Source organism: Oligoflexus tunisiensis (genome assembly GCF_001748245.1).
GTDB lineage: Bacteria > Bdellovibrionota_B > Oligoflexia > Oligoflexales > Oligoflexaceae > Oligoflexus > Oligoflexus tunisiensis.
This window is the reverse complement of sequence record NZ_BDFO01000001.1, coordinates 6,729,471-6,745,338: the sequence shown is the minus strand read 5'-3', so window position 1 is coordinate 6,745,338 and position 15,868 is coordinate 6,729,471. Positions and strand designations below refer to the sequence as shown.

15 protein-coding genes are annotated in these 15,868 nt (G+C 54.3%); 10 read left to right on the top strand and 5 right to left on the bottom strand.

All coding sequences use genetic code 11. From position 1 onward, the window contains the following. Window positions 1-108: 108 nt before the first annotated feature. A complete protein-coding gene (locus tag OLTU_RS28015; RefSeq protein ID WP_141736029.1) occupies window positions 109-927 on the top strand; it encodes a tetratricopeptide repeat protein in 819 nt (272 codons plus the stop codon). Between the two features lie 13 nt (window positions 928-940). After that, window positions 941-2,419 (top strand): outer membrane protein assembly factor BamB family protein, encoded by a 1,479-nt coding sequence (locus OLTU_RS28010; RefSeq protein WP_176737034.1) that lies wholly within the window; start codon window positions 941-943, stop codon window positions 2,417-2,419. A gap of 42 nt (window positions 2,420-2,461) precedes the next feature. Here the strand turns inward: OLTU_RS28010 and OLTU_RS28005 are convergent, their stop codons facing one another. Together OLTU_RS28005 and OLTU_RS28000 are read right to left on the bottom strand one after the other, a co-directional pair. Continuing rightward, window positions 2,462-3,532 (bottom strand): mannose-1-phosphate guanylyltransferase, encoded by a 1,071-nt coding sequence (locus OLTU_RS28005; RefSeq protein WP_245676887.1) that lies wholly within the window; start codon window positions 3,530-3,532, stop codon window positions 2,462-2,464. 66 nt (window positions 3,533-3,598) lie between these two features. Further along, window positions 3,599-4,915 (bottom strand): hypothetical protein, encoded by a 1,317-nt coding sequence (locus OLTU_RS28000; RefSeq protein WP_141736026.1) that lies wholly within the window; start codon window positions 4,913-4,915, stop codon window positions 3,599-3,601. 85 nt (window positions 4,916-5,000) lie between these two features. Between OLTU_RS28000 and OLTU_RS27995 the strand changes: the two genes are divergently transcribed. Both OLTU_RS27995 and OLTU_RS27990 read left to right on the top strand, forming a co-directional pair. Then, window positions 5,001-5,573 carry a hypothetical protein gene (locus OLTU_RS27995; protein ID WP_141736025.1) on the top strand — a complete coding sequence of 191 codons (573 nt, stop codon included), beginning with the start codon at window positions 5,001-5,003 and terminating at the stop codon, window positions 5,571-5,573. Between the two features lie 78 nt (window positions 5,574-5,651). Beyond that, entirely contained in the window at window positions 5,652-6,020 is a 369-nt protein-coding gene (locus OLTU_RS27990) for a truncated hemoglobin (RefSeq protein WP_141736024.1), read from the top strand. Window positions 6,021-6,023: 3 nt separating this feature from the next. Here OLTU_RS27990 and der read toward each other — a convergent pair whose 3' ends face one another. Then, window positions 6,024-7,406 (bottom strand): ribosome biogenesis GTPase Der, encoded by a 1,383-nt coding sequence (gene der / locus OLTU_RS27985; protein ID WP_141736023.1) that lies wholly within the window; start codon window positions 7,404-7,406, stop codon window positions 6,024-6,026. Between the two features lie 238 nt (window positions 7,407-7,644). Then, window positions 7,645-8,454, bottom strand: a complete 810-nt coding sequence (rnc, locus tag OLTU_RS27980) for a ribonuclease III (RefSeq protein ID WP_141736022.1) — start codon at window positions 8,452-8,454, stop codon at window positions 7,645-7,647. Window positions 8,455-8,651: 197 nt separating this feature from the next. Here rnc and mltG point away from each other — a divergent pair, with 197 nt between their 5' ends. From mltG to OLTU_RS27950, 6 genes are all read left to right on the top strand, one after another. Then, window positions 8,652-9,680 carry an endolytic transglycosylase MltG gene (gene mltG, locus OLTU_RS27975; RefSeq protein ID WP_176737033.1) on the top strand — a complete coding sequence of 343 codons (1,029 nt, stop codon included), beginning with the start codon at window positions 8,652-8,654 and terminating at the stop codon, window positions 9,678-9,680. A 36-nt stretch (window positions 9,681-9,716) separates the two neighbouring features. Beyond that, a complete protein-coding gene (locus OLTU_RS27970) occupies window positions 9,717-10,160 on the top strand; it encodes a TIGR02266 family protein (protein WP_141736020.1) in 444 nt (147 codons plus the stop codon). Window positions 10,161-10,312: 152 nt separating this feature from the next. Then, window positions 10,313-10,726, top strand: coding sequence for a hypothetical protein (locus tag OLTU_RS27965; protein WP_141736019.1), 414 nt, complete (start codon window positions 10,313-10,315; stop codon window positions 10,724-10,726). 222 nt (window positions 10,727-10,948) lie between these two features. Beyond that, complete coding sequence (locus OLTU_RS27960) at window positions 10,949-12,736, top strand: gluzincin family metallopeptidase (protein WP_141736018.1); 1,788 nt, start codon at window positions 10,949-10,951, stop codon at window positions 12,734-12,736. A 45-nt stretch (window positions 12,737-12,781) separates the two neighbouring features. Then, window positions 12,782-13,792 carry a hypothetical protein gene (locus tag OLTU_RS27955; RefSeq protein ID WP_141736017.1) on the top strand — a complete coding sequence of 337 codons (1,011 nt, stop codon included), beginning with the start codon at window positions 12,782-12,784 and terminating at the stop codon, window positions 13,790-13,792. A gap of 135 nt (window positions 13,793-13,927) precedes the next feature. Next, window positions 13,928-14,725 (top strand): TatD family hydrolase, encoded by a 798-nt coding sequence (locus OLTU_RS27950; RefSeq protein WP_176737032.1) that lies wholly within the window; start codon window positions 13,928-13,930, stop codon window positions 14,723-14,725. A gap of 12 nt (window positions 14,726-14,737) precedes the next feature. On the opposite strand, the gene OLTU_RS27945 is transcribed toward OLTU_RS27950, so the two are convergent. Then, window positions 14,738-15,355 (bottom strand): hypothetical protein, encoded by a 618-nt coding sequence (locus tag OLTU_RS27945; RefSeq protein WP_141736015.1) that lies wholly within the window; start codon window positions 15,353-15,355, stop codon window positions 14,738-14,740. Window positions 15,356-15,868: the final 513 nt, after the last annotated feature.

The window sequence follows — 15,868 nt, the reverse complement described above, 5'->3', positions numbered from 1 at the left end:
ACAATTCCAGGTGGATTGTGCTAGGCAAAGAACTTTAAGATCTATACTATCACATTTTTGCAAACTAGCGCTTTTATGCGTTAATTTGGCCGTAGTAAAGAGGAATGTATGTCCAGCCAAAAGTCGAAAGAATTGCATCTCAAGGGACCTGATGCCTTCCAGGTTAAAGTTGGTGATTTTCTGGCCGGTATTGCCCAAAATCCCAAACCGCTTTTTGCCGTCATCACTTTGCTGCTGGCAGCTCTTGCTGCTGGATACGGCATCCGCTATGTCGTCGAACAAAAGGAAATGGCCCGCCGCAGCGAGCTTTCCAAAATTGATGCGATTTATGAAGACGAATTGAAAAATTTCAACAAAGCGCGCGAAGCTTTGGAAAAACAACGAGATACTTTGAAGGCAGCTCAGCCGAAACCGGCAGGCGAAGCCAAGCCTGTGGAAGAAACGCCCGAGATCAAGTCCCTCAGTCAGAAGATCGCCGAACTTAAGCCTGATCATTCGGCCTCAGCGGACAAGTACAAGGCCTATTATTCCGCTCATCCGAATTCTGCGGAAGGTTGGGTCGCTGGTTTGCGATACGCAAGCTTTGCCGCAGAGCAGAACAAGCTGGAAGACGCGCAGAAGGTTTTGGAAGAGGTGAGCAGGAATTCCAAGTCGCATCCCGTACTGCAAACGCAGTCCCTCATGATGCTGGTTTCGATTCTTACCGATCGCGGCGAGTTGGATAAAGCTCTCGAGTATAACGATACCCTGATCAACGTCGTGGCGGATGATCTGAAACCGCGTGCCTTGCTCACCAAGGCCCAGATTCAGTATCTGAAAAAGGATTACGCCAACACCCGGACCACCGCGACCGAGATCCTGACCAAGCATGAAAACAGTCCGGAAGCCGATCGCGCGCGCAGCCTGGTGGCTCTGCTCCCGGAATAACAAAGGTCGATTCATGAAAAGCCTTCGCCTTGCTCCCTGGATTTTGACGCTCGCCTTGCCGGCCTGCACCCATACGAATACGGACGCGAACGCTGCAGCTCCTGAAGCTGCGGCGGAAACAGCGTCGGGTGATGCTGCTGCCGCCGGTGATGCCAGCACTGGAACGGCTGCAACTGATTCCACAACAGCTGCAGCGAATGCAGCTGGAAGCGGCAATACGGAAACTGCAGGGACTGACGCCGCTGCGAAAGCATCAGCTGATGCTGCGAATGCGTCTGGAAGTAGCGAAACCGGCCCCGCAGGTGCCACAAACGGTCCAACGTCAGCGAATGCGGCCGCAGGCACCACCAGCGGTACCCCTGCAGCCAACAAAAACGCGGCACCTTCAGCCGCGGCCGCGGCAGGAACAGGCCCGGCCAGCACTCAGCCCTGTCTGAATCCCAGCGAAGCCCCTTTCGCAAACTGCCGTCCGTTTCGGACCGGCATGATCAAGATGGATCCACTGTTGGACGCTCAGAAACCCATCGGGGAGATCCATGAATCCGGCTGGACGATGGCCACCGATGTACTGATCGGCTCCGTGGATCCTGAATGGGTCGGCGCCTATCATTTGAAATCAGGGTCCTTCACCTGGTGGCTGAAAATCCCGGAAAGCATGACAGCTCCTGCGGAAATTTTCGGCAGCTGGGCCATCATCCCTCTGCGCGATGGGCGCCTTTTGAAGGTCGAAACTCAAACCGGCAAGCAGCTCTGGGAAAGCCGTTTGAGCCGTTTCGTAACAGCGAAAACCACGCTCTCCGGCAACGTGCTCCTGGCCTATAGCACCGATCAAAAGCTTTATGCGATCGACTTTCAAACCGGTCAGCACCTTTGGGTCTATGACACCGGAACAACCGCCAACCTTCTATTGCGGGCCGGCTCGGGTCCTGTTGTTGCAGGCTCTGAAGTCATCTTCGGCACCACCGAAGGTGATGTGCGCTCGGTGAGTTTGAACTCTGGCAAGGAAAACTGGAGACTCGATCCCAGCCGCGAGGACTTCCGCTTCAAGGATGTGGTGGGCGAGATCGGTCTTGGCAATCATCAGATCTATGTGGCTCGCAGCGATGGTCTGGTCTTTGCGGTGGACACCCTGCATCGTCCCTCGGATGTGCTCTGGAAGGAAACTTTCCCCAGCGTGACGAGTTCCTCCTATCGCGATGGCACCTATGTCGTTGGCTGCATCAATGGTGATCTGATTGCTCTGCAGGCAGGCACCGGGCGACAGCTGTGGAAGGTCAACATTGGGGAGTCCATCAAGACCATCACCATCGGTGAAAAAGCGATCTTTGTCGGTGGCAGCGAAGGCCGTATCATGGCGGTCTCGGGCGCCAATGGACAAATCCTCTGGCATGATGATCTGGAGGGAATTGTCACCCGACAGCCGGTCGTGGTGGATGATCAGATTTATTTTGCCACGGGCCTGAAAGTGCTTTACGGCTATAAGGTCATGTAAGTGCAAAAACAAGAGGGGCTGATTCAGCCCCTTTTTTCTGCCTTAAACGAGATCCGTGCGACTGCGCGCTTTGAGTTCCTCGACCACCTTCTTCACATCCTGCGCCCGACTCTTCGGACAAACCAGGACAGCGCCTTTCGATACAACCACCACCAGATCCTTGACACCAATGCAGGCGACGATTTTGGTGTCGCTGTCAACGGTGATGCCTTCACAATCCATGGCGATCACTTCACCATAGAAGAGATTGCCCTTTTCATCCGTGGGAAAACATTGATCCAGGGCATCCCAGCTGCCGACGTCCTTCCAGCCGATATCAGCCTCGACCACGGCCACGCGTTGGCTTTTTTCCAGCACGCCGTTATCAATGGCAATGCTCGGGAGGGCATTGTAAGTTCGGGCCAGCTCATCCTGAGGAACTTCATTGAAGCTGCTCACGCCATAACCTTCCAGCAGCTGCCGCAACGAATGGAGGGATTGGGGCAGGAAATTCCCGAGTTCGTCCAAAATCGTGTCCACCCGCCAGGCAAAAATTCCGGAATTCCAAAGAAAGCGCCCCGTCTTGATATAAGACGCAGCCGTTGCCTGATCAGGCTTTTCCCGGAAACTTTTCACCTGGAAGATAGGAGTCTCTGGCTTCAGGCCTTCGCCTTTTTCGATGTAACCATATCCTGTTTCGGGATACTGAGGCGTGATGCCAAGCAGTGTGAGCTTTTCCATCGCAGCTGTCTGGACCATGCGTTTGACCGCTTGATTGAATGCATCAGGGTTCTTGATCAGCGCATCCGCATGCACGGAAATCATGATCGGTCCTGGTCCCGAACCGGGTGCCATCCGGGAGATTTCCAACGCCGCCAGGGCTAACGCATGCGCAGTGTTTTTCGCAGCCGGTTCCGCAAGGAAATGGTCGCAACGACCTTCGGCCTGACGACGCGTGAGCTCCATCTGATCCTGATGGGTCACGATCAGGCGGCGTTCGGGCGGAATAAGGTTATCCAGACGATCCAGGGTTTGCACCAGCATCGTGGCATTATTGGAGCCTATGCGACACAACTGCTTTGGTTCCAGATGCCGCGATTTCGGCCAGAACCGAGTGCCACTGCCACCTGCCAAAATAACTGCGTATACGTGTGAGTCTAGAGCTGTCAAAATTTGTCTCCTCGCAATCCAGCGAAAGCTTCAGCGTGACGTTGGTAAAGACGTCACATTGTAGTCCGCGGCCTTGGAAAGGAGAAGATGCTTTTTCAGGAAGCGGCCCATGGCTCTGAGATAACGGGGCGCGGACGGCATGCCGATCAAAGCGTCGGTCATTTCAATGCCGAATCCACGAATGACCTGTGCCTGAGCCGAGCCCTGTGTGGACAGGTGGCGAAAGGCATCGTTATAAACCGACGAAAGCCACCAGAGTCCATAGACACACATCGGGCTTGAGGCGTGATTGGAGCTGAAATCCTGCCACGAGCTGATCAGCTCCTCGGCATCGCCTTCCAGGCTGAGTGCGAGCCACTCCTGTTGGACGGGTGATGCCATCTCAGCTGTTTTCAGCAGGCGATCCTGAGTCAGATCATAATCAAACGCGGTATAGGCCAAATCCGTGGGAATCCTCTGCGCTTCGACCTTGCTCCCCAGGGATTCATGGATGGGAATGGCGAAGAGGTTCGCAAAGGAATAAAACGTCTGGGGGTTCAACTCCTCGGATTCCGCTGGCGCCAGGATCAGATAAATCAAACCGGGATCGTGGCTCACATGGGAAAGAGTTCCATAGAACAGCCAATCCTCCGGCAGATCCGCCCAAAATTGTTGGCGCAATTCGGGCAGTATATTGTGAATACTGTTGTCCTTCAGGTTCCAATAAAAGATGCCGTCCTCATAACGTCGCGAGCCAAAGGCCGTATAGATAAGTTCCGTTCCGCTCGGCAGCCATAAAAATTCCTCCACCATATCGTGGAAAGCCACCATATAAAATTCCGTGTTCCTTGGGCTGCGGACCAGAAGCTGGCGCAAATGAAACTGCGGTTGCACTTCCACACTGGCGATCAAACCGGATGCCGGCGACAGCGTCCCTTCCAGGAATGCCGCCTGATAAAATTGGGGAATGCTTTGCCGCAGGCCTTCGGGTTGAATAAAGGCTTCCGCGCGTTTGGCTACGGTGCTGATCGTGGGATCCACTTTGGTTTGTGGCCTGTTTTCCTGTTCATCGCGGCCGAAGGATTTGACGAGATAATCCTTCTCTGTCAGAGGCAGATACTGAAGCCGCATGCCGAAGTTATCATAGGGCGTGATATGCTTGTCGTGAGACCGGGCCAAAGCGCGAACTTCCGCCAGCTGATAGGGCAGGCGGTGATAGTCGTTCCGAAAAATTTCAATCCAGTTTTGAAAATGGGTCAGGGTCGCGCGGGTTTGGTTCCATTGAAAAATACCGTGGGAAGCACTCAGACTGAGTGTGGTCCAGAAAATAGGTATGAACCAGCTGAAGCTGAACGGGGCTTTTTGCATGATTCCCAGATAGTGTATTATGGTATGGGGATACATTCTTCACGTTATCATATTCCTGATTGAAGACAACGAAAAAGGCGGTGCTATGGGACAGTTCGTGCGAGCGCTCGGTCTGAGCGCAATTCTGTTGGCCACGCGGGCTCTGTTTGCTGTGGAACCCGGCAACCTCAGTACGATTCAGACAGGCGAGAGCTCTCTCACAACTGTGAGTGAACCCAAGGATGTGGCACGGGTTCGGATCCCTTTACGCTTGACCCGCTTCGAGCCGATCGTCGTCCAGAACGCGCAGGGCACGCGACGCATGGAGTATAAGGCCATGGCTCCGGTCAGTTACACGCTGCGCGCCACCATCAATCGCAGCAATCATTTTTATTTAGCGGATTGGCACATTGAAACAATTCCGATGAAATGGGAAAAGGAAACCCGGAATTGGCAGGTTGAGATCAAAGTCTACAAGCGCTATGGCCAGGAGCAGGAACTGGAGGAATTCATTGGGACTCATGCGTTGCGGGGCCGCCTGATCGGGGAGGATCGCCTGTTTACGCTGGAAACCCAGTCGCGCCAGCAGTTCAACAACAAGCGCGGCAGCCCGGTCCTCCTCCTCGAATCCGGCTCCATCGCCGTTGAAAAAGGCAATGTGGCTCGCCGCACGCCCTGAAAAAAAAGCGCCTTTCCCCTCCCTCTGCCATCGGCTAGGATCAACTCACCCGCGCCACGGCGCGGGTTGGAGTGCCTTATGACCATCTATGAACAAATCGGTGCCGAACGGCTGGCCGCGATTGTGCAGGCCTTCTATGTAAAAGTCTTTCAGGATCCCATGCTTGCCCATTTTTTTATGAACGTGGACCACGAGCATCTGGTCGCCATGCAGGTGGATTTTGTCAGCAGCATGCTTGGCGGGCCGCAACGCTATCGCGGTAAACCCTTGGAAAATCTTCACGATCCCATGATTATCCGCCCGCCGCACTTTCGGCGACGTCAGCGTATTCTGCAGGAAACCATGGCCGAGTTTGGCCTGGATGAGGCGGTGATCGCAGCGTGGCTGAAGCAGGAGGAGCGTCTGAAGCCCCTGATTATGAAGGATCAGACGTCCTGTGCGGAGTGATGTTTACTGGTGCTGTGCGGCGAATTCCTTTTCGTCGGCCTTGTCACGGAAGAAGACCCGCAAAGGCACGTCCCCGTATTCCAATTCCGTCCGGAAGCGTTTGATCATGTAACGCTTATAGGATTCCTGAATCTCATCCGCAACATTACACTTCACGACGATGGTCGGCGGGTTGATGGCCACCTGCGTGGCGAAGTAGAACTTCACGCGCTTGTTGTATTTCCGCAGCAAAGCCGGCGTGTGTTCCTGCACAGCCCGCTGCATGCAGTCGTTGATCCTGGATGTTGGAACGCGTTTCGAGTAGGCGTCGACCAGCTCCTCGACTTTGGCCATGATCTTGTGAATGCGCTGATTCTCCAGGCAGGAGGCGAACAGCACGGGCACAAAAGGCATGTCCTGCAGCTTGTTGCGGATATTGATCTCATAATTGCGGGCAGTATTGGTTTCCTTTTCCGGAACCAGGTCCCACTTGTTCACGACGATCAGAATCGGCTTGTATTTGGCCGCAGCCAGCTGAGCCAGCTTGCAGTCCTGATCGGACAGGCCTTCCAGGGCATCAATCACGAGCACGACCACGTCAGCATCTTCCATGGCGCGGAGACTGCGGAGAACGCTGAGTCCTTCGAGCTTGTCGAAGATTTTTTTCTTCTTCCGAATCCCGGCCGTGTCGAGCAGGATGTAGTTGCGTTTGTTGTAAACCAAGGGCGTATCAATCGTATCCCGTGTGGTGCCGGCCACCTCGCTGACGAGCACGCGTTCCTCGCCGCAGATGCGATTCAGAATCGACGATTTCCCGGCGTTCGGACGTCCGATCAAAGCGATTCGGACCGCATTGGCGTCCTTCGGCTTCATGGTCTTGAGGTCACCGCCTTCGCTGAGGCGTTCCTGTACCGTTTCGCTCAGTTCCCAGATTCCACGGCTGTGAGCAGCGCTCACCGCATGGAAATGCCCCAGGCCGAGTTCATGGAATTCCAGCGTCAGACTCTGCTGCTCCTGGCCGTCGACCTTGTTGACGACATATTCCACGCGCTTGCCGAGTTGTTTCAGGAACTGCACGAGTTCGCGGTCATGCGGGTGCAGACCGGATTTGGCGTCAAAGACCATGAGCACGAGATCCGCATCGCGGATGGCCTGCTCGGTTTGCTCCCAGACGATATTGCGGGCAAAAGGTTGATAGTAAAGGTCATCGGTTTCGAAACCACCGGTATCGACCAGGACAAAGCCATGGCCTTCATCCTCGTCGGTGGTTACGGTTCCATAAATGCGATCGCGCGTCACACCCGGGCGGTCATCAACGATGGCCGTGGTGCTGCGCGTCAGCTTATTGAATAAGGTCGACTTACCCACATTGGGCCGGCCGACAATGGCGACGATTCCTGCGATCATGATAAACCTCTCCGTTTAGGCGAAGGGCATTTCCTGAGCCTCATGGGCCCGGAATGGTTCTGTGCTCTCCAGCTTGTCAGACGGTGCCGGCTCTGGACGGCCGCCCGAGTCGGACGCTGTCGAATCCCGCGTCGGTCTTTGCCGGCTCTGAACCACGGATCCCGAGTCGGATATTAGCCGGCTCTGAACCACGGATCCCGAGTCGGATATTAGCCGGCTCTGGACCACGGATCCCGAGTCAGATATTTGCCGGCTCACTGGACCAGGAGATACCCTCGTAACCTGATTGTTTTAACTCTGTCCATTTCTGTAAGGCTGCCCGAGCCGCTTCCTGCGAGGCGGATTTTTTGGAGGGGCCATGTCCCATGCCCAGGCTCTTGCCGCGAAATAAAACTTCCACTGCGAAATCCAGCTGATGATCCGGACCCTCGCGTTTGATGACCTTATACACGGGAGCTTCCTTGAAAGCACCCTGAGTCAGCTCCTGCAGACGCGATTTGTAGTCCTGCTGCGTCAAATCCGTCAGGGAGGAGGTCATAATTTCCTTATACAGATCCAAAATGACACGGCTCACGGCATCAAAACCGGAATCCAAATAAATCGCCCCAAAGAAGGCTTCCAGGGCATCAGCCAGAACCGAATCCTTATCCCGACCCCCGGCGCGTTCCTCACCCGGTGCCAGGAGGAGACAGGACCCTATCTGCAAATTGCGGCTGATGCGGGCCAGTGTGCTTTCATTGACCAGGGAGGCGCGGATCTTCGAAAGCTGTCCCTCGGGGAAACCCTCCGGCCGTTGCAAAAGGGCTGAGCTCAAAACCAGACTGAGCACCGAATCTCCGAGAAACTCAAGGCGTTCATTCCACGGCATGGGCTCCGCTTTTTGGTATTTTTTCTGAACGAAGCGTGCGGCGGAACTATGAGTCATCGATTCGAGGAGCAGGCCACGATTCCTGAAGCCATAACGAATGCGACGGCAAAGCTGTTCCATCATGCGCAGCTGGGCCGGAAATGCATCCTGGGTGAGATCCAATACTTCAATAATATTCAATTGTTGCAACTCCGGAATCGATGGCGGCGAGCGGCCTGTGTGTTCGAATGCGCCATTATAGGTGCGAATAAGAAAGAATCAAGGCTTTCTTGTTACTTCCTCACTATGCGATGCTGGGTCCTGGCACCAGGCAACAACAAGCCTGGAGCAACATGTTATACTGATGGAATAGTCATCCCTTAAAAGAGATCAGTCACGTGAAACGTCTTCTTCTGCTTTTGTTTGGTCTTGGCCTGGGTTTCGCTGCCGGTGCCCTTTGGTTTTATCAGTCCCTGCCCGCCTGGTCTGAGACTGCGCACGAACTTCAAGAGCCGGTCATCATCAAACTGGAACGTGGGACCCGCCTCGCCGATTTCGCCCGTATGCTGGAGCAGGAAGATCTGATCGATCATGCTCCACGCTTTCGCTATTGGATCAAGTTCTATCGCGACTATGGTCGATTCCAGGCCGGTCAGTATCGCTTTGAAGGCACGATTGCACCCAGGAAGATCGTGGAAACGATCGAATCCGGCAAAACCTGGCAGCCTTTGGCGTTGCAATATGTGGTGCCTGAGGGCTTTACCCTCAAGCAGGTGATCGATCGGCTGGTGGCCCATAAAGTGGGCACCAAGGCTGAATTGCAAGCGCTGGCCAGGGACCGCTCCCTGCTCCGCAAATACAATATCAAGGGCGAAAACGTCGAAGGCTATCTTTCCCCAGCCACTTATTCCTTCATAAAAATGCCGACGCCGCGGGAGGCCTTCGAAAAAATGCTCGATACGTTTTTTGCCCAGCTGCCCCCGGGCATCGAAGAAGAGCTGGCAGCCAAACGCCTCACGCTGCATCAGGGGGTCATCTTTGCTTCACTGATCGAGCGGGAAACCCAGATCGATGACGAACGCGGCATGGTGTCCGAAGTCATCTGGAATCGTCTGAAGGATGGCGAACCTTTGGGCATCGACGCCGCCTTGATCTATGGCATCGTTGACTATCAGGGTGACATTAAAACTGTGCATTTGAAGGACGGAAAAAATCGCTACAACACACGTATTCACAAAGGGCTGCCCCCGGGGCCCATCGGCGCCATTTCGATGACTTCGCTGCGAGCCGTGCTGAATCCGACTCGCCTGGGTTATCGTTACTATGTCCTCGGCACAGATGGGACGCGGCAGCATCGATTTTCCCGGACCATGGAGGAGCATGCTGTTTATGTAAAGCAGTTGATCCAGGCTTCCCAGAAACCATAAAATGTCTCAAGAACGCCGTACCATGAGGTGACAACTATGCCGAACAAAACCAAAAATGGGAAAAAGACCGCGACCCCTCCCGCCCCCAAGCAGTCAAAAGGCGATGAGTCATCACCGAAGGATGGCCGTGTCCATCACCGCGTGCCGGTGCAGCTTCTGGTGGATTATCGGGCGAATGGACATTACCTCTTTGATTTCTGCCGTGACCTCGGAACCGGCGGAGTCTTCATTGAAACCAAAAGTCCGCTGAGCCACGGAAGCGTGGTTGATTTGACCTTCACACTGCCTGATTCCAAGGAAACCCTGGAAGCCAAGGGCCGCGTGATCTGGGTTCAGACCGAAGTCCCTGACAAAAATTTGACGCCTGGCATGGGTGTCCAATTTGAAAGCTTTACCGCTGAGCAGCGCACGCTCCTGCAAAAGTTCGTCGATCGTTATTCCAGCCAAAGCCCCAACAGTCCCTCGGGAAAATCCGCCTGAAATCTGCTATGAACTGGTATAAGGCCCGGAACGCGGGCCTTGAGGCAAGCTCAGGGGCGCAACCTTGGGCCATTTGCCGTGAAAACAGCCCTTGGAAATACCCAAGCTGATTTGTTAGGATGCCTCACGTTGTAGGGACAAGGGGGAGTAGCATGCATTTGATATGGAAGAGGCCTGATGGTTTCCATGGGGCTGCGCCTCAGGATTTTTCAGTACTCGAGTTGGGTGGCCATTCACGACTGTGGTTGCACAATGTCGACAAGGATCAGTACCCCTTTCGCATCGCTGGTGGTTGGGAAGAGAATGAAGGGACCGTACTGCTGAACAACCTCGTCAACCTTCTGCCGAAGGGCGACAAGGATTGGCTGGAGTATCTGAATCGCGCCTACGATCATTCCATGAAAGATGATCGCAAAGCTTTCGTTGATGAAATGACCGTTTGGCTGCGAAACCTGACCAGTTGTGTGAAAGGCGATACCTGGGAGACGGAAATTCTGCAACAGGCGTTACGCCTTACCGTGGACAAGATCAGCGCTCTGCGCGACAGCTTCATCAAGCAAAGCTAAAAACTAAAATCATTTCGTAACGGGCGACCCGGCCGGGTTCGTCCGGCCTTCCCTGGCTATTTTCTGCATAATCCTTCACGGCTTGCCTCGCGGATTCGCGAAGTCAGTACCCTCCTGTAATAATTCGTAACAGTTTGCCCGCCTATCTAAAGGTTTTCCTTCAAGCTTCCGAATCTTACATGACGTGTCTGGCTGGTCAGGCATGCAGAGCAGGAAGCCCTTATGAAACGTACAGAAGTACTTGCTATCCTTGGTATTTTAGCGCTTACCAGCCCGGCCCTGGGCCAGCCAGCAGATGATGAGCAGGTGATGGTTCATAACTTCGGTGTGGATGCGAAGAATACCTTTGGCTTCGCAGCTCGCGGTATAAGCCTTCAAAATGGCCCTCTGCGCCCCTTGAGCCTCAAGGGAAAGACCGAAGCCATGCTGCAGGAGCGAGGGCTTCATCCACGGATTATGACGCGGCAGAGGAACTATTCCGGTCTGAATCTGGCCGCCGGTCGCCGCATTGAATCGGTCGATTTGCGTTTCACTGTCGATGGCATCCCCCTCTGTCAGTATCAGGTCAAATCCCATGAAACTGTCGATGGGAAAATGGCTGTCTTCGGCAAAATGCCCAAGCTTGAAGTGAACGCCAGCTACAGTCTCGACAACTGGCCTGCAGACGCTTTGGTGCGCAATATCGTGGCCGATACTCTGGCTCAAAATGGTGTGAATGCATCGTTCACCAAAAACAGCGCGCAAGCCTGTCTCTGGTCGGAAAACGGTCAGCTGCATCCTGTTTGGGTTTGGGAAGTCGAAGCCGATCGTTTGAACTACACCGTGGTCGCTGATGATCTGAGGAGTTTTAAGTTTCAGCCCAAGCATTTCCATGCCACCGGCAAATCCAAAATTTATCCGCACAACGTGCTGGATGTCGAACTTCAGGAATTCACTCTGCGCGACATGAAGGAAACGGGCTATCTCGAGAACGCCTACTTCATCACGGACGTGGAATCACCATTCTCTTATGTGACCAAAGCGGATCTTGATTTTACGGCCTTTGGTCCTACCGCGGAAGGCTTTGAAGAGATCTCGCTCTTCACCAACGCCAACCGGGCCCTGGAATGGCTCGAAACCATGGGTTACAAGAATTTTGGAACCACGCCCATTCACATCGCGGTTCATGCCGAGTTCCAGGGTGATACCAACAACGCTCTCTACCAGCCCGGTGCCAACTACGATGTGATTTATGTCGGTGATGGCGATGGAACCGTCTTGCAAAATCTTGCCACCGATGCCGACGTGGTCGGTCACGAGCTTGGTCACCATGTGGTTTATCACACGGTCACGGAAATTGCCGGCGAATCACTCGTTCTGCATGAAGGCCTCGCGGATTATTTTAACTTCGCGCGCACCGGCAATGCCTGTCTCGGTGAAAGCATTTGTCCGGATACGGCCTATGGCAACAAGATCTGTTACGTGCCCAAGCAATGTCTCCGGACCGGGGACAATGCCTTGAAATATGGCGGAGCGGATCTGCCTCGTGAAGCGCATCAGAAAAGTCAGTTCATCTCGGGCATGCTGTGGGATCTTTTTGCGAAGGACGCCATTCCGCTGGAAGACATCACACACCTCGTGCTGCGCGCCATCGATCTTCTGGTGGAGGACAGTGGCTATCAGCACTTCGTGGTGGGGATGATGCTCGCGGATCAGGCTCTGTTTCAAGGCGGCAAATGCAGTCTGATCTATAATCGTGCGCTCGAACGTGGCCTCGGCGCGCTGCTGACTGACATCACCTGTGAGACAGTCAAACTGCCAGCCGCCGTGTCCGTGATTGATGTCCCTGGTGTCGAGAGGGATACCCCCGTCTCGAAACCAGCCACGAGCACCTCATCGAAAAGCTCGAAAAAATCCATCTGCGGTGTGCTGATGGGCGCGTCTTCCGCAAATGGACAGCTTTTTTCATTCCTGATACTATTTATCCTGCCCTTGATACCAGCAATGATTCGTCGATCCACTCGCAAATAGCGGTGTGGGACCAGCATTTGTCCCATGCCGATGAGGAGCCAGCAAATGCGCTCTCTTTGGACCATGGGACTCCTGTCCGCTGTCAGCTGTTCGTCCTGGACAGCTTTTTCCGCTTCCACCCTGACGATTGATGTCACCGTCCATTGGGAAGGCCGCGAACTTCTTGCGCCCAATTTGGATGCCCTCGAACGCCTGCGCAAAGCCTTTCCCGATATCCCGGTGACTCATTTCGTGAATCCGACTTATTTTTTGGATGAAACCAAGGCCGCCGGCAATGTCCTGGCCATGCATAAGATCTTTGCGGCTCACGATGAGGTGGGTCTCTATCTGGTACCGATGGAACCGCTGGTGAAGAAGGCCGGGGTCATCCTGAAACTGGAGCCGACGTTTTGGGGTTATTTGGATGAGGGCGAACTCTGCAGGGACGACTGCGGCCTCGATGTGCCGCTGACCGTTTATACGCGAGAGGAAACCCTGAAGCTCCTCGCGGTTGCACAGCGGACACTGCATGCGGCCGGCTTCACCGCTCTGAAGAGTTTCACAGTCCGGGGCTGGATGGGCGCTCCCTATATTACAGAGCTCGCAGCCGCCTTTGGTTATCGCTTTGAAATGACCCCGGTCGATCCTGGGCTCGTCACACCAAAGCTGGGCGAGTTTCCCATCAGCGCCTGGGTGCAGCAGAGCTGGAGCGTGTTGGCTCGCGCGGATGCCGCCACCGTTCAAAAGCTGTCCACCCATCATCCCACGGTGCGGGCCGTTCCGCAGCGCGGCGGGATTGTGGAGCTGAACGATCCGCAGGAAATCCTGGCCCGATTTGATCGCCAGGTGAAGGAGGAGCGGACCGATGAGGTTTTCACACTGGCGCTGTCCGCTGAATCCGCCTTTCTCAGCTGGCCGAAACTTCGTGCGATCCTGAAGAGTTTGCAGGAGAGGGCCAAAAAACAGAAGGTAACGCTGCACTTTGCGACCGTCTCCGGTGCAAAAAACAGTCGACCAACGGCTGCAAATGTGAGTATATCGACCAGGCTCTCCCAGCATGCGGAGGCCGCAGATTAGAGGGTGTTGAAAAGGCCCCTCATTCTGCGTTGCTCGGTCAGCTCCGCTCCTCATGTACCAGCGTGTACACTCCGGTGCTCGCCTCTCTCGCGCCTTGCCTGAGCGGCCTTTTCAACACCCTCTAGGAGCCTGTTCGTGTACGTTGATGTTCATAGCCATTTAACACATGAAGATTTCGCAACGGATTTGCCCGAGGTTATCGCCCGTGCCGAACAAAGCGGGCTGGCGGCCATCGTCGTCAACGGCCTTGAGCCTACTTCCAACCAGCGCATTCTGGAGCTGGCCCAGCAGTACCCGGTGATCAAACCCGCGCTCGGCATCTATCCGATCGATGCGGTGAATGATATCGTGGCGAATCTGCCCTTTCCCATTCGCAAATTCCATGTGCCGGATGCGATTGCCGGCATTCGTCGGGAGGCTGCCGCCGGCCGCGCTTTTGCCATCGGCGAGTGCGGTTTGGACGGCTACTGGGTGGGTGAGGAAACATTCGCCGCGCAGGAAAAGGTATTTGAGGAGCTGATCGGGATCGCTCTGGAGTTTGACAAGCCTCTCATCATCCACACCCGCAAACGCGAGGAGCGGGCGATGGAAATTCTCGCAGCGCATGGCGTCAAGCGGGTGGATTTTCACTGCTATGGCGGCAAGAGCAAACTCGCCCTGCGCGCTGCCGAACAGCATGGCTGGTATTTTTCCATCCCGGCCAATGCACGGAACAACGAATCCTTTCGCAAGCTCCTGCGAGAGCTGCCGCAGGACCTCGTGCTGACGGAAACGGATTGCCCGTATCTGGCGCCCGTGCGCGGTGAACGCAATGAACCGGCCAATGTCGTGGGAACGGTGAAACTGATGGCGGAACTGCGGAACTGGTCGGAAGACCAGGCCCGTGATCAGATTTGGACGAATTATAAGCGGCTTTTTCAGGTTGGGACGTGATCCAGACCTGGGTCAGATCCAGATCGCCAGGCCGAAGCTGAGACTATCCGTGTTGGAATGCATCTCCTGCAGATCGAGTGAACCACCGGAAGCCGTATGGCGGGTGGTGGAGCGTTTGCCGAGGAACTGCACGGAAAACATCTGGCTCACGAAATAATTGAAACCCATATTGAAGTAATGGCCGGTGCCGACATAGGCGCCGCTTTTTTCATAGTTCTGATAGTCCATCTGCGAGGCAATCACACCGAGCCCGAACTGAATATTGGTGATCGGAGCGCTGAAGGCAAAGGTGACTTCACCTGAGAGTCTGCTGCCGCGCATGTTTTCAAGACTGGAATCGCGCGAGCGCAAATTCACCAGCGTATGGGACAGGCTGAACTGGGTAAACTTGAAGAGCTCGACGCCCACCCCGTTGCGAATTCCATAGCCACGCCAGGTCTGGTTGACAGTTTCCGGCTGGCTTTTGAAGGACTTCTGAATCCTGCCGTATTCTCCATCAATGGACTGGAAAATAAAGACATTGGCCCGTTCTGACGAACGATTGCGATCGACCAGGGCATGCGACTGGGCCAGGGCTGTCTGGGCTCCCAGAAGCAGGCACAGGCTCGCAAAATAATTGCGAAAATACATAACCACCTCTCCACTCGAACAGTTCCGTTCCAGAAAAACAACGACCATTACGACAAGGAATAAGTAGCAATATGCATGCCTTCATGACATGTCAATCATGACAGTTAGATAATAATTTTAAAAACTGTTTAAAGACATGACAGGCAGGGGTTTCAGGAGGGTCTTTCGCAATTTTGAAGTCGGTGATGGGGCCTTGCTATTATTTGATTAATCCGTTAAAAACCTACCCAAATTCCAGGTGATTCAACCACTTAGAGGTGCCGAAAAGGTGCTGGGTGGATTCCGGGGAAATTTAAATTTGTAACGGTTTATGCCAGTCCTTGTAAACGTCCTAAATTATCCACAGTCTCTGTGAATAATATGGGGTTAACCCCCTTGTGTCCCGCGCTCTCAGGCGTGTCGATGGGAAAGATGAATTTTTGCGCAGCCATCTTGAGCCCTCTGAAAGCCTCTTCTATCAAGCCCTACAGAGTGTTAATTAAATCTGAAGTGAATCCTGCTTCCTCTGTAATC